General features: G+C 71.4%; 21 protein-coding genes. 14 read left to right on the forward strand and 7 right to left on the reverse strand.

Features of this window, described 5'->3' with window-relative positions:
- The first annotated feature begins 7 nt into the window (after window positions 1–7).
- From lysS to ACLQ3F_RS23910, 3 genes are all read left to right on the forward strand, one after another.
- Window positions 8–1,516, forward strand: coding sequence for a lysine--tRNA ligase (gene lysS / locus ACLQ3F_RS23900; RefSeq protein WP_357206438.1), 1,509 nt, complete (start codon window positions 8–10; stop codon window positions 1,514–1,516).
- Between the two features lie 112 nt (window positions 1,517–1,628).
- Complete coding sequence (locus tag ACLQ3F_RS23905; protein WP_036392792.1) at window positions 1,629–1,973, forward strand: histone-like nucleoid-structuring protein Lsr2; 345 nt, start codon at window positions 1,629–1,631, stop codon at window positions 1,971–1,973.
- A 513-nt stretch (window positions 1,974–2,486) separates the two neighbouring features.
- The gene (locus ACLQ3F_RS23910; RefSeq protein WP_357206436.1) at window positions 2,487–5,033 is read left to right on the forward strand and encodes an ATP-dependent Clp protease ATP-binding subunit; all 2,547 of its coding nucleotides are present in this window, start codon (window positions 2,487–2,489) and stop codon (window positions 5,031–5,033) included.
- Between the two features lie 379 nt (window positions 5,034–5,412).
- On the opposite strand, the gene ACLQ3F_RS23915 is transcribed toward ACLQ3F_RS23910, so the two are convergent.
- The gene (locus ACLQ3F_RS23915) at window positions 5,413–6,324 is read right to left on the reverse strand and encodes an A/G-specific adenine glycosylase (protein WP_425851505.1); all 912 of its coding nucleotides are present in this window, start codon (window positions 6,322–6,324) and stop codon (window positions 5,413–5,415) included.
- Window positions 6,325–6,420: 96 nt separating this feature from the next.
- On the opposite strand from ACLQ3F_RS23915, the gene ACLQ3F_RS23920 reads away from it, so the two are divergent.
- The 3 genes from ACLQ3F_RS23920 (at window position 6,421) to ACLQ3F_RS23930 (ending at window position 8,325) form a co-directional block, all read left to right on the forward strand.
- On the forward strand, window positions 6,421–6,933 hold the full coding sequence (locus ACLQ3F_RS23920) for a glycine cleavage system protein R (RefSeq protein ID WP_355005938.1): 513 nt from the start codon (window positions 6,421–6,423) through the stop codon (window positions 6,931–6,933).
- Window positions 6,930–7,502: a peptide deformylase gene (locus ACLQ3F_RS23925; RefSeq protein WP_350857154.1), complete on the forward strand. Its 573-nt coding sequence runs from the start codon at window positions 6,930–6,932 to the stop codon at window positions 7,500–7,502. Before ACLQ3F_RS23920 ends, ACLQ3F_RS23925 begins: the two co-directional genes overlap by 4 nt.
- Window positions 7,503–7,608: 106 nt before the next feature.
- A complete protein-coding gene (locus ACLQ3F_RS23930) occupies window positions 7,609–8,325 on the forward strand; it encodes a hypothetical protein (protein ID WP_357206302.1) in 717 nt (238 codons plus the stop codon).
- Window positions 8,326–8,331: 6 nt separating this feature from the next.
- On the opposite strand, the gene disA is transcribed toward ACLQ3F_RS23930, so the two are convergent.
- From disA to ACLQ3F_RS23950, 4 genes are all read right to left on the reverse strand, one after another.
- A complete protein-coding gene (disA, locus tag ACLQ3F_RS23935; RefSeq protein ID WP_030327921.1) occupies window positions 8,332–9,516 on the reverse strand; it encodes a DNA integrity scanning diadenylate cyclase DisA in 1,185 nt (394 codons plus the stop codon).
- Between the two features lie 131 nt (window positions 9,517–9,647).
- Complete coding sequence (gene radA, locus ACLQ3F_RS23940; protein WP_357206304.1) at window positions 9,648–11,105, reverse strand: DNA repair protein RadA; 1,458 nt, start codon at window positions 11,103–11,105, stop codon at window positions 9,648–9,650.
- Between the two features lie 84 nt (window positions 11,106–11,189).
- Window positions 11,190–11,969 carry a hypothetical protein gene (locus tag ACLQ3F_RS23945; protein ID WP_357206305.1) on the reverse strand — a complete coding sequence of 260 codons (780 nt, stop codon included), beginning with the start codon at window positions 11,967–11,969 and terminating at the stop codon, window positions 11,190–11,192.
- 140 nt (window positions 11,970–12,109) lie between these two features.
- Entirely contained in the window at window positions 12,110–12,949 is an 840-nt protein-coding gene (locus ACLQ3F_RS23950; protein WP_355005933.1) for a UbiA family prenyltransferase, read from the reverse strand.
- A gap of 46 nt (window positions 12,950–12,995) precedes the next feature.
- Between ACLQ3F_RS23950 and ACLQ3F_RS23955 the strand changes: the two genes are divergently transcribed.
- The 4 genes from ACLQ3F_RS23955 (at window position 12,996) to ACLQ3F_RS23970 (ending at window position 16,796) form a co-directional block, all read left to right on the forward strand.
- Window positions 12,996–13,769, forward strand: a complete 774-nt coding sequence (locus ACLQ3F_RS23955; RefSeq protein WP_355005932.1) for a class I SAM-dependent methyltransferase — start codon at window positions 12,996–12,998, stop codon at window positions 13,767–13,769.
- A 40-nt stretch (window positions 13,770–13,809) separates the two neighbouring features.
- A complete protein-coding gene (locus ACLQ3F_RS23960; protein WP_357206309.1) occupies window positions 13,810–14,976 on the forward strand; it encodes an acyl-CoA dehydrogenase family protein in 1,167 nt (388 codons plus the stop codon).
- Between the two features lie 94 nt (window positions 14,977–15,070).
- Window positions 15,071–16,120 (forward strand): type III polyketide synthase, encoded by a 1,050-nt coding sequence (locus tag ACLQ3F_RS23965; protein WP_425851508.1) that lies wholly within the window; start codon window positions 15,071–15,073, stop codon window positions 16,118–16,120.
- Between the two features lie 31 nt (window positions 16,121–16,151).
- On the forward strand, window positions 16,152–16,796 hold the full coding sequence (locus ACLQ3F_RS23970; RefSeq protein WP_425851509.1) for a hypothetical protein: 645 nt from the start codon (window positions 16,152–16,154) through the stop codon (window positions 16,794–16,796).
- Window positions 16,797–16,807: 11 nt separating this feature from the next.
- Here the strand turns inward: ACLQ3F_RS23970 and ACLQ3F_RS23975 are convergent, their stop codons facing one another.
- Window positions 16,808–17,500 carry a hypothetical protein gene (locus ACLQ3F_RS23975; protein WP_425851510.1) on the reverse strand — a complete coding sequence of 231 codons (693 nt, stop codon included), beginning with the start codon at window positions 17,498–17,500 and terminating at the stop codon, window positions 16,808–16,810.
- Window positions 17,501–17,828: 328 nt separating this feature from the next.
- Between ACLQ3F_RS23975 and ACLQ3F_RS23980 the strand changes: the two genes are divergently transcribed.
- The 4 genes from ACLQ3F_RS23980 to ACLQ3F_RS23995 are packed head-to-tail and all read left to right on the forward strand — an operon-like array spanning window position 17,829 to window position 20,604.
- Window positions 17,829–18,314: a CarD family transcriptional regulator gene (locus ACLQ3F_RS23980; protein ID WP_203148040.1), complete on the forward strand. Its 486-nt coding sequence runs from the start codon at window positions 17,829–17,831 to the stop codon at window positions 18,312–18,314.
- A gap of 56 nt (window positions 18,315–18,370) precedes the next feature.
- Entirely contained in the window at window positions 18,371–19,066 is a 696-nt protein-coding gene (ispD, locus tag ACLQ3F_RS23985; protein WP_357206317.1) for a 2-C-methyl-D-erythritol 4-phosphate cytidylyltransferase, read from the forward strand.
- Window positions 19,067–19,079: 13 nt separating this feature from the next.
- A complete protein-coding gene (gene ispF, locus ACLQ3F_RS23990) occupies window positions 19,080–19,565 on the forward strand; it encodes a 2-C-methyl-D-erythritol 2,4-cyclodiphosphate synthase (RefSeq protein ID WP_425851668.1) in 486 nt (161 codons plus the stop codon).
- A gap of 10 nt (window positions 19,566–19,575) precedes the next feature.
- A complete protein-coding gene (locus ACLQ3F_RS23995; RefSeq protein WP_425851512.1) occupies window positions 19,576–20,604 on the forward strand; it encodes a tetratricopeptide repeat protein in 1,029 nt (342 codons plus the stop codon).
- Window positions 20,605–20,755: 151 nt separating this feature from the next.
- Here ACLQ3F_RS23995 and ACLQ3F_RS24000 read toward each other — a convergent pair whose 3' ends face one another.
- Window positions 20,756–21,922, reverse strand: coding sequence for a homogentisate 1,2-dioxygenase (locus ACLQ3F_RS24000; protein ID WP_425851514.1), 1,167 nt, complete (start codon window positions 21,920–21,922; stop codon window positions 20,756–20,758).
- Window positions 21,923–21,958: the final 36 nt, after the last annotated feature.

A 21,958-nucleotide genomic window follows, 5' to 3' on the forward strand; every position in this document is an offset into this window, starting at 1 on the left:
GCGTGCCGTGACCGAGCAGAACCCCGTGCCAGTGGACCCCGCCGACGACCTTCCCGAGCAGATGAAGGTCCGCCGGGAGAAGCGGGACCGGATGCTCGCCGAGGGCGTCGAGCCCTACCCGGTCGGCTTCCCCCGCACGACGACCCTGGCGCAGGTCCGGGCGGCCTACGCCGACCTGCCCACCGACACCGCGACCGGCGACCAGGTCGCTGTCACCGGCCGGGTGATCTTCGTACGCAACACGGGCAAGCTCTGCTTCGCCACCCTCCGGGACGGCGACGGCACCGAGTTGCAGGCGATGCTCTCACTGGACCGGGTCGGGCCGGAGCGGCTGGAGGCGTGGAAGCGCCTCGTCGACCTCGGCGACCACGTCGGCGTCACCGGCGAGGTGATCACCAGCCGTCGGGGTGAGCTGTCGGTGTTGGCCCAGCAATGGGAAATGACCGCCAAGGCGTTGCGACCGTTGCCGGTTGCCCACAAGCCCCTCTCCGAGGAGGCACGCGTCCGGCAGCGTTATGTCGACCTGATTGTCCGGCCGCAGGCTCGGGAGATGGTGCGTACCCGGGCAGCCGCGGTGCGCAGTCTGCGCGATTCACTGCACGGACAGGGCTTCATCGAGGTGGAAACGCCGATGTTGCAACTGCTGCATGGCGGTGCGACGGCCCGACCGTTCGTGACCCACAGCAATGCGTTGAACACCGATCTGTATCTGCGAATCGCTCCCGAACTGTTTCTCAAGCGCGCTGTGGTCGGCGGCGTCGACCGCGTCTTCGAGATCAACCGCAACTTCCGTAATGAGGGTGTCGACTCTTCGCACTCGCCGGAGTTCGCGATGCTGGAGACGTACCAGGCGTACGGGGACTACAACACGATCGGCGAGCTGACCCGTAATCTCGTGCAACAGGCGGCGATCGCGGTGAGCGGTTCGACGGTGGTGACCCACGCCGACGGGCGGGAGTTCGACCTGGGTGGTGAGTGGCGGTCGGTGACACTCTTCGGCGTGCTTTCCGAAGCGCTCGGCGAGGAGGTCACGGTCCGCACCGACCGGACCCGTCTGGTGGAGTACGCGGACAAGGTGGGATTGGCGGTCGACCCGAAGTGGGGGCCGGGCAAGCTGGCCGAGGAACTGTTCGAGGAGCTGGTCGTTCCCAGCCTTGAGGCACCCACCTTCGTGCGGGACTACCCGGAGGAGACCAGCCCGCTCACCCGAGGCCACCGCAGCGAGCCGGGTCTGGCCGAGAAGTGGGACCTCTACGTGCTCGGTTTCGAGCTGGGCACCGGGTACTCCGAGCTGGTCGACCCGATCGTGCAGCGGGAGCGGCTGGTGGCCCAGGCGCAGCTCGCGGCTCGCGGCGACGACGAGGCGATGCGTCTCGACGAGGACTTTCTTCGGGCGATGGAGTATGGAATGCCGCCGGCCGGCGGTATGGGAATGGGAATCGACCGCCTCTTGATGGCCCTGACCGGCCTCGGAATTCGGGAAACGATCCTCTTCCCGTTGGTCCGCCCGGAGTAGTCCCGTCCGCTCGTACGCCGAGCCGTAACCGGAGCCTATTGACGCGACGAGCAGCGCGGGGGTTATTGTGCTCTCGTTAGCAGGAGCACCCTGCTCGAAAGGAATGTGGGACGTGGCCAAGCAGATCATTCACAAGCTGGTCGATGACCTGGACGGCGGGGACGCGGACGAGACCGTCAAGTTCGCCCTCGACGGCGTTCAGTACGAGATCGACCTGTCGAGCGCCAACGCCGCGAAATTGCGCGATGCATTTGCGTCGTACGTGGGTGCCGGCACCAAGGTCGGCCGCGGCGGTGTCGTGATCGGTGGGCGGGCTGCCCGCGGTCGGGGTGGCGCGACCGCCGATCGGGAACAGAACAAGGCGATCCGGGAGTGGGCCAAGAAGGCCGGCAAGGACATCTCGGACCGGGGTCGTATCCCGCAGGAGATCGTGGACGAGTTCCACGCGAAGCGCTGATCCGTCAGCAGCTTGGTGGCGAGCCGTCACCGCAGGCGACACCGACGCCGGGCCGGAGGAGTCCTCCGGGCCGGCGTCGCCGTATCCGGCCGGCGTCGTCGTGCCCGTTCGGGGCCGGGAAGCATTCCGGGCCCACCGGCGTTGTCCACAACCAGTGGAACAGCTGTCCACAGCCTGTGGATAACCTTCCCCAAGGGCCGGCGCGGCGCTCGTCGCGACCGCCGGTCCGCCCTCCGGGGCCTCCCGGAGCGCTTCGGGACCCCGGATGGGGCTTCCGTCGAGTCAGTCGGATTTCGCTCTGCGCGTAGCGACAGGGCTACCGGAACACCTCCTGAGCGCGGACGGTTGTTCAAAACGACGTGGAACCGACCCAGAGCAGAGACACACGACCTCAGCGGAGTCGGTCAGCGACGATAGAGTAAGGAGGCACGGACGCCCGTCCTGGACGTTCGTGCACCGGCCCCGCCAAGATCTTGACCATCAAGGCGCACGGCACGTGAGGAGCACGAGGGCATGTTCGAGCGGTTCACCGACCGAGCGCGACGGGTTGTCGTCCTGGCCCAAGAAGAGGCCCGGATGCTCAACCACAACTACATCGGTACGGAACACATCCTGCTGGGCCTGATCCACGAAGGTGAAGGCGTCGCGGCAAAGGCCCTGGAGAGCCTCGGCATCTCCCTGGAGGGCGTCCGCCAGCAGGTCGAGGAGATCATCGGCCAGGGCCAGCAGGCGCCGAGCGGGCACATCCCGTTCACGCCGCGGGCCAAGAAGGTGCTGGAGCTGTCGCTGCGCGAGGCGCTGCAGCTCGGCCACAACTACATCGGCACCGAGCACATCCTGCTCGGGCTGATCCGTGAGGGCGAGGGCGTCGCCGCCCAGGTGCTGGTCAAGCTCGGCGCCGACCTCAACCGGGTCCGCCAGCAGGTGATCCAGCTGCTCTCCGGCTACCAGGGCAAGGAGCCTGCCGCGGCGGGCGCCGCGCCGGGTGAGGCCGCGCCGTCGACCAGCCTGGTGCTGGACCAGTTCGGCCGCAACCTGACCCAGGCCGCCCGCGAGGGCAAGCTCGACCCGGTCATCGGGCGCGAGAAGGAAATCGAGCGGGTCATGCAGGTGCTCTCCCGCCGTACCAAGAACAACCCGGTCCTGATCGGTGAGCCCGGCGTCGGTAAGACCGCCGTGGTGGAGGGCCTGTCCCAGAAGATCATCAAGGGCGAGGTGCCCGAGACCCTCAAGGACAAGCAGCTCTACACGCTCGACCTGGGCGCGCTCGTCGCCGGTTCCCGCTACCGCGGTGACTTCGAGGAGCGCCTCAAGAAGGTGCTCAAGGAGATCCGCACCCGCGGCGACATCATCCTGTTCATCGACGAGATCCACACCCTGGTGGGTGCGGGTGCCGCCGAGGGCGCGATCGACGCCGCGAGCATCCTCAAGCCGATGCTGGCCCGCGGTGAGCTGCAGACCATCGGTGCCACCACGCTCGACGAGTACCGCAAGCACCTGGAGAAGGACGCCGCTCTCGAGCGCCGCTTCCAGCCGATCCAGGTGGGTGAGCCGTCGCTGGCCCACACCATCGAGATCCTCAAGGGCCTGCGGGACCGCTACGAGGCTCACCACCGCGTCTCGATCACGGACGCCGCCCTCGTGGCTGCCGCGACTCTGGCTGACCGGTACATCTCCGACCGCTTCCTCCCGGACAAGGCGATCGACCTGATCGACGAGGCCGGTGCCCGGATGCGGATCCGTCGGATGACCGCGCCGCCAGACCTGCGTGACTTCGACGAGCGCATCGCCCAGGTGCGTCGCGACAAGGAGTCCGCGATCGACGCGCAGGACTTCGAGCGCGCCGCCCAGCTGCGCGACAAGGAGAAGCAGCTCCTCGGCCAGAAGGCTCAGCGGGAGAAGGAGTGGAAGGCCGGTGACCTGGACGTCGTCAGCGAGGTCGACGACGAGCAGATCGCCGAGGTTCTCGGCAACTGGACCGGCATCCCGGTCTACAAGCTGACCGAGGAGGAGACCTCGCGCCTGCTGCGCATGGAGGACGAGCTGCACAAGCGCGTCATCGGCCAGGAGGACGCGGTCAAGGCGGTCTCGAAGGCGATCCGGCGTACCCGGGCCGGCCTGAAGGACCCGAAGCGCCCGTCGGGCTCGTTCATCTTCGCCGGCCCGTCCGGTGTCGGTAAGACCGAGCTGTCCAAGGCGCTCGCCGAGTTCCTCTTCGGCAGCGAGGACGCCCTCATCCAGCTGGACATGTCCGAGTTCCACGACCGTTACACGGTCTCCCGGCTCGTGGGTGCCCCTCCCGGCTACGTCGGCTACGACGAGGGCGGGCAGCTGACCGAGAAGGTGCGGCGTCGGCCGTTCTCGGTGGTCCTCTTCGACGAGATCGAGAAGGCCCACCCGGACGTGTTCAACACGCTCCTGCAGATCCTCGAAGACGGTCGGCTCACCGACGGTCAGGGTCGGATCGTGGACTTCAAGAACACGGTCATCATCCTGACCACCAACCTGGGCACCCGTGACGTCGCCAAGGCGGTGTCGCTGGGCTTCCAGCAGTCGGAGGACTCCGAGTCCACCTACGACCGGATGAAGCAGAAGGTCAACGACGAGCTCAAGCAGCACTTCCGGCCTGAGTTCCTCAACCGGATCGACGACACCATCGTCTTCCACCAGCTGCGCCAGAGCGAGATCCTCTCGATCGTGGACATCATGATCCAGCGGATCGAGGGCCAACTGCGGAACAAGGACATGGGTCTGGAGCTGACCGACAACGCCAAGAAGTACCTGGCCGCGAAGGGCTTCGACCCGGTGCTCGGTGCCCGTCCGCTTCGTCGCACGATCCAGCGCGACATCGAGGACAACCTCTCCGAGCGGATCCTGTTCAACGAGCTGATCCCGGGTCAGATCATCGTGGTGGACTGCGAGGGCGACCCGGACGACATCGACAAGTCCAAGCTCGTTTTCCGGGGCTCGGAAAAGCCGATCGAAGTTCCGGACGCCGTCCCGGCCGACCTCGGTGGCACTGCCGCTGGCACCGCCGCCGCCGCGGGCGTGGACGAGTAACACAACCAGCAAGGGGCGGGGCCCCGGTGGCGCAAGCCACCGGGGCCCCGCCTTTTCGTGCCCCGCACACCGCCTCGCCGCTGTCCCCGCTCCCCGTGAAGGGCTCGGCTCCCAAGATCGCGCAGCTACCTGGATGTAGTGGCATCCGGCTTGCCCGACACCACTACATCCAGGATCGAGCACGATCTTGAGGTGAAAGGCGCGGATCGCGGCCTTTGCGTGCCGCGTAGGCCGAGCTGGCGTGCGGGCCGAGCTGGCGTGCGGGCGTGCGGGCCGAGCTGGCGTGCGGGCGTGCGGGCCGAGCAGGCGGGCGGGCCGAGCGGGCGGGCGGACGGCCGCGCAGCCCCTCAGTTGGCGCGCAGGATGCGCCCGTGGAAGGTCAGGTGGTCAGGTCCGCTGTTGGCAGGGACGGGCCGTCACCGGCCAGGCGGAAGGAGTCGCTGCCAACGGGTTCGACCAGCCCGTCCTGCACCAGCCCGGCGAGGGCGCGGGCGCGTTGCACGTCGTCGGTCCAGACCTGGTCCAACCGCTGGTGTGGGACCGGTCCGGTGCTGTCCCGGAGCACTCCGAGCAACAGACCGCGGACCTGTCGGTCGGTGCCCGCGTACCGCTGGGGTCGACGGGTCGGCCCGGCCGGCGCCTCCTGGCCGGACGCTCGCCAGGCGCAGACCGACTCGACGGGGCAGGCTGTGCAGCGCGGTGACCGGGCCGTGCAGATCACCGCGCCCAGTTCCATGAACGCGGCGCTGGCCAGTGCCGCTGCGGCCGGTTCGGTCGGAAGCAGCTCTTCGGTGGCGACCAGGTCCGCTGGCCGGGTGACGGGCCCGGCGTCCGGTTCGCCGGCCACCGCCCGGCACACCACCCGGCGTACGTTGGTGTCGACGACCGGGTGCCGCTGCCCGTACGCGAAGGCGGCCACCGCCCGCGCGGTGTACGTGCCGACGCCGGGCAGAGCGAGTAGTTGCTCCAGCCGGTCCGGCACCTGGCCGCCGTGCCGGTCGACGATCGCGACCGCGCATTCGCGGAGCCGGACCGCCCGGCGGGGGTAGCCGAGGCGTCCCCACATCCGGATCGCCTCGGCCGGGGTGTCCGCCGCCAACGCGGCCGGGTCGGGCCAGCGGGCCAGCCAGGCCAGCCAGGCCGGCACCACCCGGACCACCGGTGTCTGCTGGAGCATGACCTCGCTGACCAGGATGGCCCACGGGGTGACGCCGGGCTCGCGCCACGGCAGGTCACGGGCGTGCTGCTGGAACCACCGGCTGACCAGGGTGGCGAAGTCGGGTTGAGTCATGGCGTCGTCGATGATGTCACGCCCGGCGTTCCCGTTGGTTGGGCGGCTCGGGCGGGGTGCCACGTCCTCGTTCGGCGGGCGGGGGAGAATGCGCGGATGAACGAGCTCGCGATCACCGTCATCGGTCGGGACCGGCCGGGCATCGTGGCCGACGTCGCGGAGGTGCTGGCCCGACTGGGCGCGAACCTCACCGACAGCACGATGACGCGGCTGCGGGGGCATTTCGCGATGACCCTCATCTGCACCGGCCCGGCCGCCGCCGAGGTCGAGGCCGCACTGGCGTCGCTGGCCGCCGAGGGCCAGCTGCTGGCGACGGTACGCGCGGTCACCCCGGACGGCGATGTTCCTCCGGTGGGTGAGCCGTACGTGATGGCGGTGCACGGTTCGGACCGGATGGGGATCGTGGCGGCGATGACGAGGGTGCTGGTGGACGCCGGGGGGAATGTCACCGACCTGAGTACCCGGTTGACCGGTGCGCTCTACGTGGTCCTGGCGGAGGTCGAGTTGCCGGCCGGTGTGGCGGAGACTCTGCTCGACCGGCTGCACCGGACGGCTGCCGAGCTGGGCGTGGAGGTCACCCTCCGCCCGGCGGACCCGGACCTGTTGTGACCGGCGAGGAGCGCGGGCCGGAGGTCGGCCTGGGGGACTGGACTCCGGAGTCACTGGACGTGCCGGGCGAGGTGCGGGCGGTGGTGTCCGCCCCGCATCCGGTGCTGAGTCGGGCCGCGGACGAGGTCGACCCCACGGCAAAGGAGACGGTCCAACTCGCGGCCGACCTGATCGCCACGATGAAGGTCTCGCCGGGCTGCGTGGGGTTGGCCGCGCCGCAGGTCGGGGTGGGCGCTCGGGTCTTCGCCGTCGACGTGACCGGGCACCCCAAGGCGGTGACGGTGCACGGCACCTTCGTGTTGTGCAACGCGCGCGTGGTCGAGGCGACGCGGTGGAAGCCGGGCCGGGAGGGCTGCATGTCGGTGCCGGACCTGACCGGCGACGTGAAGCGGGCCAGCCGGCTGGTGGTGGAGGGTGATCTGCCGGGCAGCGGCGAGCCGGTCCGGCTGGTGACCGACGGCTTCGAGGCTCGGGCGTTGCAGCACGAGATCGACCACTGTGCGGGGCTGCTCTTCCTGGACCGGGTGGCCGGTGCGCACGCGGTCTATCAGCGCAAGGTCTACCTGTGACCGGGTGGCGGACCGTCCTCAGTGGAGGGCTGCGCGGGCGTCTCGGAGTGGCTCCGGCGCGTCGCGCCGCACTGCCGGGTACGGCGCGGCTACGGTGGAGGGCATCATGCGTCTGACGGTCGGCCCCCTGGCACCCGCCGTGTACTGGCGGCGTCGCGCCGTCGTACTCGGAGCGGGGTTCCTGTTCCTGATTGTCCTGCTCTACTCCTGTACCGGTTCGGGTCGTTCCGGCGACAAGGATCCGAAGGCGGGAGGGTCGCCGTCGGCGACGTCCGCCGCGACGTCAGGCCCCGCAGGGCCGGTGCTGACACCGCAGACCGGCGCTCCGGCGTCGTCCGCGTCCGCTGATTCGGGTGCGACGAGTCCGAGCCCGGGGATCACCAGCAACACACCGCCGCTGGGCGCGGCGGCCGGTTCGGAGGACGACGGCACCTGCACCGACGGCGAGATCAGCGTGGTCTCGTCGGCGAGCCCGACCTCGGTGCAGCGGGGCGCGGTGGTCGAGCTGCAACTGAGGATCAAGAACACGTCGGACCGGACGTGCAGTCGCAACGTCGGCGCCGACCTCCAGGAGATCTTCATCAAGTCCGGGGCCGAGAAGGTCTGGTCGTCGGACACCTGCGGCAAGGTCGAGGGCTCGGACGTGCAGTCCTTCACGCCGAATTTCGAGCGCTCCTACCAGGTGCCCTGGAACGGGCGGGACACCAGCCGTTGTGACGGCGCGCTGGCCGGAGGACCGTTCGCGCCGGTCGGGTCGTACCAGGTGTTGGCCCGGGTCGGCACGAAGCTCAGCGACCCGGTGAAGCTCACCGTCACCGGCTGAGCCGGGTCAGACGTAACGTTCCAGGATGGATGCCTCGGCGAGCCGGGACAGCCCCTCACGGACGCCGCGGGCCCGGGCGTCGCCGACCCCCTCGACGGCTTGCAGGTCTTCCACTGTCGCGCCGAGCAGACGCTGAAGGCTGCCGAAGTGCAGCACCAGGCGATCGACCACTGCCACCGGCAGCCGGGGCACCTTGGCCAGCAGTCGGAAGCCGCGCGGGCTGACCGCGGCGTCGAGCGCGTCGGACGCGGCCGGGTAGCCGATGGCCTTGGCCACCGACACCAGGTCGATCAGCTCGGTGGCACCGAGCAGGTCCAGCTCGACGAGAGCCTCGTCCAGGGTGCGCGACTTGCGGCCGACGGGGAGGTAGTCCCGGATGACCAGCGTCCGGTCGGCGTCAACGCCGGCCATCAGCTCGTCGAGTTGCAGGGCGAGCAGGCGGCCGTCGGTGCCCAGCTCCACCACGTAGCCGGCGATCTCGTCGGCGATCCGGCGAACCATCTCCAGCCGTTGCACCACTGCCACCGCGTCCCGCACGGTGACCAGATCCTCGATCTCCAGGGCGGAGAGCGTGCCGGAGACCTCGTCCAGCCGGAGCTTGTAGCGCTCCAGGGTGGCGAGCGCCTGGTTGGCGCGGGAGAGGATGGCCGCCGAGTCGTCGAGCACGTGCCGTTGGCCGTTGACGTAGAGGCTGATGATCCGCATGGACTGGCTGACCGAGATGACCGGGTAGCCGGTCTGGCGGGCCACCCGCTCGGCGGTGCGGTGCCGGGTGCCGGACTCTTCGGTCGGGATGGACGGGTCGGGCATCAGGTGCACCGCTGCCCGGACGATCCTCGTGCCGTCGCTGGAGAGCACGACAGCGCCGTCCATCTTGCACAGCTCGCGCACGCGGGTCGCGGAGAACTCCACGTCCAGCGGGAAGCCACCGGTGCAGAGGCCCTCGACCACCTTGTCGTAGCCCAGCACGATGAGCGCGCCCGTGCGACCTCGCAGGATGCGCTCCAGACCGTCGCGCAGCGCAGTGCCCGGTGCCATCAGGGCGAGATTGGCCCGTAGCGGATCTCCGGCGCTCCCGGCGGCCCCCGCAGTCACGCTCACGCTGATCGGGCGGGCGGGCGAGCCCACGGCGCCGGTGCGGGCCTGGGGCGGCGCGCCGGCTGGCTTGGTGGTATCGCGGTCGATCGGCACGGGCACAGTCTACGGACTGCCGTGCGGTGGGTGCTGTCGTGGTTACTGTGATGTGTCACGATGCCGCCCTTTCCAACGTTTCCCGCTTGCGACGTGCTGTCCGGTTTCGCCGCCCTCGTCGGCACGGTGGGTCACTCGGCGGACGCGCGAGCCGCATGGTGCAGCGCCGAACGGACGTCGGTGACCTCGGTCACCCGCATCTGCTCGGGGCCGGCGCCGGTGCTGGTCGGGCCGCAGCCGGGCGGCACCAGGGCCACCTTGAACCCCAGCCGGGCGGCCTCGGCCAGCCGGCGTGGCACCGCCCCGACCCGGCGCACCTCGCCGGTCAGCCCCACCTCACCGATCGCCACCAGGTGCGGCGCGATCGCCAGGTTGAGCCCGCCGGAGGCGACCGCCAGAGCCACCGCCAGGTCGGCGGCCGGCTCCACCACCCGGATCCCGCCCACAGTGGCGGCGAAGACCTCCCGGTCGTGCAGGGTCAGCCGCTCGGTGCGCCGTTGCAGCACCGCGAGCACCATCGCCAGTCGCGCGGAGTCGAGACCGGAGACGGTGCGCCGGGGAGAGCCCGCCACTGTCGCGCCGATCAACGCCTGCACCTCGGTGACGAGGGCCCGCCGCCCCTCCATGGCCACCGTCACGCAGGTGCCCGGGACCGGTTCCGCGTAGCGGGTCAGGAACAGCCCGGACGGGTCGGCCAGGCTGCTGATGCCGCCCTCGTGCATCTCGAAGCAGCCGACCTCGTCGGCCGCGCCGAACCTGTTCTTCACGCCGCGCACCAGGCGCAGCGACGAGTGCTTGTCGCCCTCGAAGTGCAGCACCACATCGACCAGGTGCTCCAGCACCCGAGGCCCGGCCACCTGGCCGTCCTTGGTGACGTGCCCGACCAGCACTGTGGCGATGCCCCGCTCCTTGGCGACCGAGACCAGCGCGGCGGTGACCGCGCGGACCTGGGTGACCCCACCGGGCACACCCTCGGTGCCGGTGGTCGAGATGGTCTGCACCGAGTCGAGCACCAACAGGCCCGGCTTGACCGCGTCGAGGTGACCGAGCACCGAGCCGAGGTCGCTCTCCGCGGCGAGGTAGAGCCGCTCGTGCAGGGTGCCCATCCGCTCGGCGCGCAGGCGCACCTGACTGACCGACTCTTCGCCGCTGACCACCAGCGAGGGGCTGCCGGCGCCGACCGCCCACTGCTGTGCCACATCGAGAAGGAGGGTCGACTTGCCCACGCCGGGCTCGCCGGCGAGCAGCACCACGGCACCCGGGACCAGGCCGCCGCCGAGCACCCGGTCGAGCTCGCTCACCCCGGTGGGCACCGCGCGGGCCGGAGCGGCGCTGATGGTGGCGATCGGTCGGGCCGGCTCGGACGGCATCCGGGAGCTGACCACCCGACCGGAGACCGTCGGGCCGGTCACGGTGTGCTCGACGACCGCCCCCCACTCGCCGCACTCCGGGCAGCGCCCCACCCACTTGGGTGGCTGGTGCCCGCAGGCGTCGCACTGGTAGGCCGGGCGCGGCTCGCGGGCGGCGGACCGACCACGGGGGGCACCGGCCGTGCCGCCACGCGGAGCTGTCGATCGGGAGGTGGTCACATCAGGACGCTAGCCCTCGCGTACGACGAAAACACCCCGGCGTGGTGGTCACCACGCCGGGGCGTTCGTCGATGTGCGGGTCGGTCACTCGTGGGTCGTGCCGCCCTCGTTGCCCTCGTAGCCACCCTCGCGCTCGATGATCGGCGACGGAGGGGCTGCCGGGGTGAGCGGCACCGCGACCGGCGCCTGCCCGGTGACCGTGTTGCCGTTGCCGAAGTCGAAGGTCACGACGACGTTCTGGCCGGAGCGCAGCGCCTCGGTCAGGCCGATCAGCCGGAGCTGCGTGGTGGCCTCGGAGTTGAACTGGATGTAGCTCAACGGCGCCAGCTCGATCCGGGCCGGCTGACCCGGGGCGGCGGGGCTGGCCGAACCGGACGCCCGCGCCGACTCCGGGGCGGACGGGGTGGCCGAGGACGATCCGGTCTCGGAGGGCGTCGCCGACGGGCTCGGCGAACCGGACGTCGAGTTCGACGGGCTGGCCGAACCGGACGGCGACGGGCTCATGGAGGCGGACTCCGAGGCGGACGGCGACGGGCTCGCCGAGCCGCCGCTGATCACCACCTCGCGGGCGCTCTCCGTGGTGACGGTGACCGTCACGGTTTCCTTGGAGTCGTTGTAGATCACGGCGCCGAGCCCCGCGTCCTGCCCGGCCTTGTAACCCTCGGTGCCCGGGTAGTCCACGAGCAGGCCACGCACGGAGAAGGAGCCGTTGTTGGTCGTGAGGTTGACGCCCTGGACCGACGGCTCCTTCAACGCGGTCTCGGCGATCTGACCGGTGCCGCATCCCGAAGCCAGCAGGCTGGCCGCCGCAATCCCGGACAGCAACAGGGCCGCCCGCCGGGATCCCCTGATCGAGCGCGTCACGTCGGTCCTCCTCGTCACAATCCCCACCCGGGCCGTACGCCGGGCACGGTGGCCATACCCGCGCAGACCGCGCTCCAGGGTAGTTGGGACTGATCGAGGCCCGCACGCGGACCCGGCAATGCCACCTGCCCGGGTGCCGTTCACACCACCCGACCGCTCGCCACCAGCAGAACCACGTCGATGAGGGCCACCAGCATCACCGCCCGGAAGGCCGCCACCGGCCGCCGGCCGGCCCGGATCGCCGAGCGCCCGGCGTACCAGCTCAGTGGCGGCACCACGGCGGCCGTGCCGACCGCCGCCCAGCCGATCGCCGACGGCGGCCCGGGTGGCCCGAGGACCAGTGTCGCGGTCGCCGCGAGGAGGAGACCCGCCGCGGCCACCCGACTGCCGGCGGCACCGAGCCGGTGGGGCAGGCCGCGCACGCCGGTGAGGGCGTCGTCGGCGAGGTCGGGCAGCACGTTGGCGAAGTGGGCGCCGGCGCCCAGGCAGGCCGCCGCCGTCACCAGCCAGACCGGCGGGGACGGCTGGCCGGGCAGCGCCAGCACCACGAAGGCGGGCAGCGCGCCGAACGACACGGCGTAGGGCAGCACCGAGAACGCGGTCGCCTTGAGCGGCCAGTCGTAGAGCAGGGCGGAGACCAGGGCGAGCGTCAGCCAGAAGGCCGCCACCGGGTTCGTGGTCAGCGCCAGCAACGGGCAGGCCACCGCGGCCACCGCGGCGGCCCAGGCCGTGACGCGCCGACCGACCGCGCCACTGGCGACCGGTTTGTCGGTACGCCCCACAGTGGCGTCCCGCTCGGCGTCCAGCGCGTCGTTGGTCCAGCCGACGGCGAGCTGGCTGGCCAGCACGGCGAGCACCACCGAGACGATTCCGGTCGGCCGGTGGCCCACTCCCCAGGCCAGCAGACCGGCCACCGTGGTCACCGCTGCGGCCGGTTCCGGATGGCTCGCTCTGACCAGCCCTAACACCCTCGACGACATAAGGGAAGTCTGGTCGTTACCGAGCAGTCGTGCCACGCTCGGTTCCATGCGAGACGTGGCTGCGGCCGGGGCGTCCACCGGTCCGAGGGTGCTGCCGCGAAACGATCCGCGTCAGTACGACGATCTGGCCGGTGAGTGGTGGCGGCCGGACGGTGCGTTCGCGATGTTGCACTGGCTGGCTGAGGCCCGTGCCGCGCTGGTGCCTCCGGCCACCCGTCCGGACGCGTTGCTCGTCGACCTGGGTTGCGGCGCCGGCCTGCTCGCGCCGCACCTGGCGGGCAAGGGCTACCGCCACGTCGGGGTGGATCTGACCCGCTCGGCACTCGTCCAGGCGGCCGAGCACGGGGTGCGGGTGGTCCAGGGTGACGCCACGGCGGTGCCGCTGCCTGACGGCTGCGCCGACGTGGTCTCGGCCGGTGAGTTGCTGGAGCACGTGCCGGCCTGGCCGCGCGCGGTGGCCGAGGCCTGTCGGCTGCTGCGCCCTGGCGGCGTGCTGGTGCTGGACACCCTCAACGACACGGCGCTGGCCCGGCTCGTCGCGGTCCGGATCGCCGAGCGCCTGCCGACGGTGCCCCGTGGCATCCACGATCCACAGTTGTTCGTGGACGCGCGGGCGCTTGTGGCCGAGTGCGCCCGACACGGTGTCGACCTGAGTCTGCGGGGCATCCGTCCGCAGGTCGGCGGCATGCTCGCCTGGCTGCTGCGCCGCGCTCGCGCGAGCCGAACGGCCGGTGCCGTGCCCGTCGGCCGCGCGCCGCGCATCGTGCCGACCCGCTCCACCGCCGTGCTCTACCAGGGCCGGGGGGTCCGCAAAGGATAGTCAGGCCGTGGCGGGGTATGGAACGCCGAGGAGGAACGAGATGACGGTGCACGCGCTTGAGGCAGCACGCCGGTTGGCGCCGCGGTTCGCCGCGCGGGCGGCCGAGCACGACCGGGACGGTTCCTTCCCCGTGGACGACTTCGCCGACCTGCGCGAGGCCGGCCTTTTCGGGCTGATGGTGCCCCGGGCGCTCGGCGGTCTGGGTGCCACCTTCGCCGAGTACGCAGCGGTGGCCACTGAGCTTGCCCGGGGCAACGGTGCGACCGCCCTGGTGTTCAACATGCACGCTTCGGTGACCGGCGCGCTGGGCGCTGTCACCGAGGAGTTGGCCGAGGCGTTGGGCGTACCCGACGAGGCGCTGGCCGCCCGCGACCGGCTGCTCAGCGCGGCGGCGCAGGGCTCCTGGTACGCGGTCGCGATGAGCGAGCGGGGCGCGGGTGCCCGGCTGTCCCAGCTCACCACCGCGTACGAGCCGACCGACGGGGGCTGGCACCTCAAGGGCAGCAAGACCTTCTGCTCCGGGGCCGGGCACGCGGACGGCTACCTGGTGGCGGCGCGCAGTGCGGCCGACCAGTCGGTGGTGTCGCAGTTCCTGGTGCCGGCCGGCGACGGGCTGACCGTGGAGCCGACCTGGGATTCACTCGGCATGCGCGCCACCTCCTCCCACGACCTGCACCTGGACGTCACGGTGCCCGCCGACCGGCTGCTCGGCGGGGTGGAGGGGCTTGCGCTGGTGGTCGCGCAGCTGATGCCGCACTGGTTGGTGGCCAGCTACGCGGCCGTCTACGTGGGGGTCGCCCGTGCGGCGATCGACGCGGCGGCCGAGCACCTGAACGCCCGCAACCTGGCCGGTCTGCCGGCGGTGCGGGCCAGGCTGGGTCGGGCGGACGCGGCGACGGCCGCCGCGCAACTGGTGGTTGCCGAGGCGGCCCGCCGGGTGGACGAGGCGCCCGGTGACGAGGAGACCAACCGTTGGGTGTGGCGGGCGAAGCTGCTCGCCGGCACCACGGCCGCCGAGGTGGCGGCGTCGGTGCTGGAGGCGGCGGGCACCTCGGCCACCCGCCGTGGTCATCCGCTGGAGCGGCTCTACCGCGACGCCCGTTGCGGTTCGCTGCACCCGGCCACGTCTGATGTCTGCGCCGACTGGCTCGGCATCGCCGCGCTGGGCGGCGACCCGGATCGTGACGGATCGGCACCACGTTGGTGAGCCCGCGCCACCGGGCTCGCACGAAGGAACGACCAGCCGACGTGGCTGGTGGGACGGCCAGGGGGAGGACAGCATCTGACGAGAGGTGGGGATCGTGTCCGTACCAGTGATCGCGGGGCTCGGGACAGCGCAGCCGCCGTCCGCTTCGCAGGACGAGTTGTGGGAGGGCTTCTTCTCCCGGCACTTCACCGGCACCACCAGGTCGTTGGCCCAGCGGATTTTCGCCAACTCGGGGGTGACCCGGCGTCAGGCCGCGGTCAACCCGCTGTTGGAGGACGTGTCGGACTGGCCGACCGAGCGCCGGATGCGCCGCTACCAGGTGGAGGCGCTGCCGTTGGGCAAGGAGGCGGTGGGTCGGGCGTTGACCGCTGCCGGGCTGAGCGCCGGCGACATCGGGCTGTTCATCGTCTGCTCCTGCACGGGCTATGCCACCCCCGGGCTGGACATCCTGCTCGCCCGGGACCTGGGAATGGCCGCGGAAACCCAGCGGATGGTCATCGGCCACATGGGCTGTTACGCGGCGTTGCCGGGGCTGGGCGCGGCGAGTGACTTCGTCACCGCCCGGGGGCGTCCGGCGCTGTTGCTCTGCGCGGAGCTGACGAGCCTGCACATCCAGCCGTCCAGCGCCCGGGTGGACACCCAGCAGATCGTCTCCCACGCGCTGTTCTCGGACGCCGCGGTCGCCGCGGTGGTCGTGCCGGGCGGCCCGGGGTACGCGTTGCGCGAGGTCACCGCCGTCACCGACACCTCGACGGCTGACCACATGACCTGGGACGTCACCGACGCCGGCTTCCGGATGGGGTTGTCGCCGAAGGTGCCGCAGGTGCTGTCGAGGCACGTCCGGGGGCTGGTCGACGATCTGCTGGCCCGGCACGGCCTCACCAGCTCCGAGGTGGACGGTTGGGCCGTGCACCCGGGCGGGCCGAGGATCCTCAACGTTGTGGAACGGGAGTTGGCGCTGCCACCGCAGGGGTTGGCGGCGTCCCGTGCGACGCTCGACGAGCACGGCAACTGTTCGTCGCCGACCGTCCTGTTGATCCTGGACCGGTTGGGTCGGGCGACACCGGCGGCCCGGCGCGTCGTCATGTTGGCCTTCGGCCCCGGCCTCACCCTGTACGCCGCCCTGCTCGATCGACAGGGCTGAACCTCGTCGGGCCGGCCGGTACGCTCGGGAGGTGGATGTGACGGCGGACGACCGGCTGCGCTCGGTGGTGCTGTTCGGTGCCGCGGCGGCCGCCCTGGCCGTGGGCGGCTGGTGGTGGCACTCGGCCGCGCCCTCGTCGACGCCCGCTGCGGCTGTTCCTCCGACCGCGGCGCCGAGCGCCGAGCGGAGCGTCAGCACCCCACTGGAACGTCTCATCGCGGCTGAGGAGCCCGAAGAGCGGATCACGGCTCGGATGGACCCGGACACCGGCGCGGTCATCCGGGTGGAGAGCAGTCCGCACGCGGTGATCGACCCGGCGACGGGCTCGATCGTCGACATCGAGGGCGATCCCGCGTTGCTCTTCCCCTCGGGTGACCTGCCTCCGTTCAACGAGACCGTCTGGCGGGAGCAGCGGGAGATCGCTGCCGGCCAGGAAGTGACCCGGCAGGCCAACGACAGTGGGGCCCGCTACCTGCTCCAGTACCGGTGCACCCGTCCCGGCACGCTGGCGCTCACGAGCGACGAGGCCAAGATCAACGGTCAGCTACGGATCGACTGCGACGGCACGATCGCCAACGCCGAGGTGCTGCCCTTTGGCGGGCCGTTCCGGTTGTCGCTGTCGGCCGGCGACCGGCCCATCGACATCCAGGCGCAACTCGTCGTGCTGCCCGAGTAGGCGCGGTCGGCTCAGGCGGCTAGGGCGCTCAGGTCGCTCCGGTAGGAGTCGCTGGTGCCCAGTTCGGGCAGCACCCGGGTCACGATGCCGGCCCGGTCGACGAGCAGGGCGGTCGCGGCGCCGGAGCGAGCCGGCTGGCCCAGGAACGAGCGCAGGCCCCCGGCGGGGTCGGCCAGGGCGCGAGCCTGCCGCTCGATGGTGGGCCCGGCTGGCACCGTCCGCCCTCCGGTCACGGTGATTACGGAGACGCCGGCGGGGGCGGCCGCCAGGGCGTCGGTGACCCGGTCCGGGCAGAGGCAGCCGTCCAGCAGGATGATCATGGCGGGTAGCAGGCCGCGCAGTGGCACGGGCTCGTCGTCCGCGCCGACCAGGTCCAGTGCGGGCAGCGCCCGCCCGACGAGGGTCTCGGGTGGCGAGTAGGGGGCCGGGGTCGGCCGGTCGGCTTCGCGGTTGGCGCGTGGCCAGGTGACCGCCAGTAGGCCGGCCAGCGTGGTGAGGACCGCCACCAACAGCACCGCCAGCGGTAGGCCCAGGGCCCGGTGACCGCCCGAGAGGCCGTCGGCCCGGCGCAGCTCACGGCGGATCTGAGCGGCCTCGGCGGCCAGTGCGGAGGCGTCGTCGGGAACCACCACGCGGCCCCATTCGGGCGGTAGGCCGGGCAGGCCGTCGGCTGGCCCGTGACCCTCTGCGTCCGGCTTGCCCATCGGACCCCCTGGAAGCGTCTCGAGAGCTGAGTGCGGCTCGGTCTCCAGGGTCCCGCACCAGGGGCTCCTCGCGCTACATCTGGGCGCGGTCCTGCTGGCCGGGCTACCATGGGAGGAGCGCATAGCCCTTGATCTCGACGTTCTGTTCACCCGTACCGGGCAGTCATTTGCCCGTTACGGAGCGTGTTCGAACCATCGGTTTGACCGCCTGTCAAGCTGAAGCAAGACCTCTCACAGGGCCCCTGAGCTGCGCCAATGGTCAGGACATCGGAGAGACATCAGTGCCTGACCGTGTTACCCTAGACACAGCGAAAGGGGTTTCGAACCTATGGTTTTCAGTGTCGGCGAGACCGTTGTTTACCCCCACCACGGGGCCGCACTCATCGAGGCAATCGAGACTCGGGTCATCAAGGGCGAGCCTAAGAAATACCTCGTCCTGAGGGTCGCGCAGGGTGACCTGACGGTCCGGGTGCCGGCCGAGAACGCCGAGATCGTGGGTGTGCGCGAGGTGGTCGGCGAAGAAGGCCTCGGTAAGGTCTTCGACGTTCTGCGGGCTCCGCACACCGAGGAGCCGACCAACTGGTCGCGGCGTTACAAGGCCAATCTGGAAAAGCTGGCTTCCGGCAACCCGCTGAAGGTCGCCGAGGTCGTGCGTGACCTGTGGCGCCGGGAGCGGGAGCGGGGCCTCTCTGCGGGCGAGAAGCGGATGCTCGCCAAGGCCCGTGACATTCTCGTCGGCGAGGTCGCGCTGGCCGAGAAGAGCACCAAGGACGAGGCGGAGACGCTGCTCGACAAGGTCCTCACCGAGGCCTAGTCCGCACAGCATCGTCGTACCCACTTCGTAGTGAAGAAACCACCGAGGACCGCGACGTGACCGCGCAGCTCAATCCGCGCGGTGACGTCGCGGTCCTCGTGCCTGCGGCGGGTGCCGGCGTACGGCTCGGCCCCGGCCGACCCAAGGCGCTGCGCCTGCTCGCCGGTGAACCGCTGCTGGTGCACGCCGTGCGTCGACTGGCCGCCGCGCCGTCGGTGCACACCATCGTGGTGGCCGCGCCGGCCGCCGAGGTGCAGGCCGTCCGCGAGCTGTTGGCCCCGGTCGCCCCGGTGACCGTGGTGCCCGGTGGTGCCGAACGGCAGGCGTCGGTGGCCGCCGCGCTGGCCGCGGTGCCCCCCGGTCCGACGATCGTCCTGGTGCACGATGCCGCCCGGGCGCTCACCCCGCCTGAGCTGGTCGAATCCGTCGCGGCGGCGGTACGAGGCGGGTGCGACGCGGTGATCCCGGTCCTGCCGGTCGTCGACACGATCAAGGAAGTCGGTGCCGACGAGGTGGTGCTCGGCACCGTCGACCGTTCCGCACTGCGCGCGGTGCAGACCCCGCAGGGTTTCCGTCGGGTCGTGCTCAGCGCCGCCCACGCCGCCGCCGGTGACTCCCTCACCGACGACGCCGGACTGGTTGAGAAGCAGGGCGTCGCGGTGAGCTGCGTGCCCGGCTCGGAGTACGCACTGAAAATCACCCGGCCGTTCGACCTGGCTCTGGCCGAGCATCTGCTTGCCGCGGCCGGTTGACGCGTACCCTCTGATCATGATCGTTCCCCGGGTGGCCATCGGCACCGACGTGCACGCGTTCGAGCCGGGCCGGCCGTGCTGGGTGGCCGGGCTGTTCTGGCCCGATCAGGACGGCCTCGCCGGGCACTCCGACGCCGACGTGGCGGCGCACGCCGCCTGCAACGCCCTGCTCTCCGCCGCCGGTCTCGGTGATCTCGGTTCCGCCTTCGGGGTGGGCCAGCCGGAGTGGGCCGGCGCGGCCGGGGTGGCTCTGCTGACCGAGACGGCCCGTCGGGTGCGCGCCGCCGGCCTGGAGGTCGGCAACGTGTCCGTGCAGGTCATCGGCAACCGTCCCAAGATCGGCCGGCGTCGCGAGGAGGCGCAGGAGGTGCTCTCCGCCGCGGTCGGCGCCCCGGTCACCGTCTCGGCGGCGACCACCGACGGGCTCGGCTTCGCCGGCCGTGAGGAAGGGTTGACCGGGGTCGCGGTGGCCCTGGTGTACGACGCGTCGGCCGCCTAAGCTCGCCGCGATGTCCAGCGACCCCACCCCCGACCAGTCCGCCGCCGACGGCTACGTCCAGCGGGCCCAACTCCTCGCCGAACTCGGCCGCTACGACGAGGCGGCCGGGGAACTGGCCTACGGGTTGGCCCTCCAGCCGGATGATGTCGACGCGCTCACCATGCTGGCCCGGGTGCACCTGGCCGCCGGCCGCCCGACCGAGGCGCTCACCGCCGCCGACACGGCCGTGGCAGCCGCACCCGAGGCCCTGCCCCCGCTGGTTGCCAGGGGCATGGCCCTCGCCGACCTGGAGCGCTACAGCGAGTCGGCGGCCACCGCCGACCGGGTCCTCGCCCTCGGCCCGGCCGACGCGTACGCCCAGCGGAGCGCGGCGGCGATCCTGGCCGGCGCCCGCAACGGTCAGCCGGCGCTGAACGCGGCCTGGCGAGGTGTCGAGTTGGCTCCGCAGGAGCCGCAGGCGCACCTGGTGCTCAGCCTGGTCGCCGCCCGCCTGGACCTGTTCGACCTGGCCGAGCGGGCCTACCGGGAGGCGCTGCGGCTCGACCCGCGGATCGGCGAGGCCGGCCACGACGTGGGTGTCATGCGGCTGGAGCAGCGCCGCTGGTCGGAGGCGTTGGAGCACGTCGCCGAGGCGGTGACGGTCAGCCCCAGGCGGATCGACTCGCCACGAACCCTCGCGTACGGGCTGCACCGCCTGGTCCTCTACGGCGCGGGCTGGTCGCTGGTGGCGGCGGTGCTGGTCGCGTTCGCGGCGTCGGCGAACGACGGGTTCTCCCGCGTCCTGGCGGTGCTCGCCGCGCTCACCGGCGGGATCATCGTGTGGCAGCTCGCGGCCCGGCTGCCCGGGCTGACCCGGAGCGTCCTGCCCGCCCTGCTGCACTCGGACCGGGCGATGGCCCTGGCCGTCTACGCCGTGGCCGCCGCGCCGCTGCTGCTGCTGGTGTACGCCATGGTCGGCTCCCCGTGGCCCCTGGTGCTGGCCATCGCCACCACAGCGGTAGCCGAGTTCGCCGTCTTCACCCGAACCGCCATCCGCTGACCCGGCCAACCCGCGCTCGGCGTGACCCGCATAGATCACCAGCGTCGCGCAGCTCGACCAGGTCAGGGGTTTCGCCGGAGCCCGACCCGCGTCGGGATCAAGCCTGACCGCCCAGAGCGGGTCGGGCTCCGGCGAAACCCCAGAAGCGCGACTACACAGAACGCGCCCACGTCCAGGCGTACCCCTCGTCTTCGCAGGAGCTGGCGGCGTCGCAGAGATCCAGCGGGCGGAAGGTGTCGACCATGACGGCCAACTCGTCGAAGTAGTCCGCGCCGATGGATCGCTCGGCGGCACCCGGCTGGGGGCCGTGGGTGAAGCCGGACGGGTGCAACGAGATCGAGCCCTGCTCGATGCCGGAGCCGCGCCGTGCCTCGTAGTTGCCCCCGGTGTAGAAGAGCATCTCGTCGGAGTCGACATTGTGGTGGTTGTACGGCACCGGGATCGACTGCGGGTGATAGTCGACCTTGCGGGGCACGAACGAGCAGATGACGAAGTTGGGCCCCTGGAAGGTCTGGTGCACCGGCGGTGGCTGGTGGATGCGGCCGGTGATCGGCTCGAAGTCGTGGATGGAGAACGCCCACGGGTAGAGATGCCCGTCCCAGCCGACCACGTCGAACGGGTGGTTGGCGTAGACGTAACGGGTCCAGCCGCGCCGGTGCCGGACCAGCACCTCGTCCTCCTCGCCGTCGACGAGCAGCGGGGCGTCGGGGCCGCGGACGTCCCGCTCGCAGTACGGCGAGTGCTCAAGGAACTGGCCGCGTACGGAGAGGTAGCGCTTGGGCGGGCCGATGTGCCCGGACGCCTCGACGGCGAGCAGCCGGACGGGTTGGTCGCCGGTGGGCACCAGCCGGTGGATGGTCGAGGTGGGGATGACGACGTAGTCGCCGGCGACCGCGTCCAGCACGCCGAACGGGGACTCGACCCGCAGGGTGCCCGACTCGACGTAGAGGCAGTGGTCGCCGGTGGCGTCGCGGAACAGCGGTGAGGGTCGGTCGGCGAGGACGTAACCGATCCGTACGTCGTCGTTGGCGAGCAGGTACTGCCGGCCGAGGATGGGGTCGGAACCGCCGGTGTCCAGTTTGTGGGTGCGCAGGTGGCGGGGCTTGAGCGGCAGGTTCGGCGCCCGGGTGAAGGTGGGCGGGGTGAACTCGTCGGCGGCCAGGATCGCGGTGGGCGCGTGCCGGTGGTAGAGCAGGGACGAGTCGGAGGAGAAGCCCTCCTGGCCCATCAGCTCCTCGGCGTAGAGGCTGCCGTCGGGCTGCCGGAACTGGGTGTGGCGCTTGCGCGGCACCTCGCCGACGCTGCGGTAGTACGGCATCTCGCCTCCCGATATTTCCCGTTCACCGGCCGAAGG

The organism is Micromonospora sp. DT15 (assembly GCF_049841475.1).
Lineage (GTDB): Bacteria > Actinomycetota > Actinomycetes > Mycobacteriales > Micromonosporaceae > Micromonospora.

Excerpts from the sequence above, each read along its gene's own strand:
- ACLQ3F_RS23980 (WP_203148040.1), top strand. The coding sequence starts at position 17,829 with ATGGTTTTCAGTGTCGGCGAGACCGTTGTTTACCCCCACCACGGGGCC.
- ACLQ3F_RS24000 (WP_425851514.1), bottom strand. The coding sequence starts at position 21,922 with ATGCCGTACTACCGCAGCGTCGGCGAGGTGCCGCGCAAGCGCCACACC.
- ACLQ3F_RS23930 (WP_357206302.1), top strand. The coding sequence starts at position 7,609 with ATGCGTCTGACGGTCGGCCCCCTGGCACCCGCCGTGTACTGGCGGCGT.
- ACLQ3F_RS23910 (WP_357206436.1), top strand. The coding sequence starts at position 2,487 with ATGTTCGAGCGGTTCACCGACCGAGCGCGACGGGTTGTCGTCCTGGCC.
- ACLQ3F_RS23915 (WP_425851505.1), bottom strand. The coding sequence starts at position 6,324 with ATGACTCAACCCGACTTCGCCACCCTGGTCAGCCGGTGGTTCCAGCAG.
- ACLQ3F_RS23960 (WP_357206309.1), top strand. The coding sequence starts at position 13,810 with ATGACGGTGCACGCGCTTGAGGCAGCACGCCGGTTGGCGCCGCGGTTC.
- ACLQ3F_RS23995 (WP_425851512.1), top strand. The coding sequence starts at position 19,576 with ATGTCCAGCGACCCCACCCCCGACCAGTCCGCCGCCGACGGCTACGTC.
- ACLQ3F_RS23950 (WP_355005933.1), bottom strand. The coding sequence starts at position 12,949 with ATGTCGTCGAGGGTGTTAGGGCTGGTCAGAGCGAGCCATCCGGAACCG.
- ACLQ3F_RS23920 (WP_355005938.1), top strand. The coding sequence starts at position 6,421 with ATGAACGAGCTCGCGATCACCGTCATCGGTCGGGACCGGCCGGGCATC.
- ACLQ3F_RS23975 (WP_425851510.1), bottom strand. The coding sequence starts at position 17,500 with ATGGGCAAGCCGGACGCAGAGGGTCACGGGCCAGCCGACGGCCTGCCC.
- ACLQ3F_RS23955 (WP_355005932.1), top strand. The coding sequence starts at position 12,996 with ATGCGAGACGTGGCTGCGGCCGGGGCGTCCACCGGTCCGAGGGTGCTG.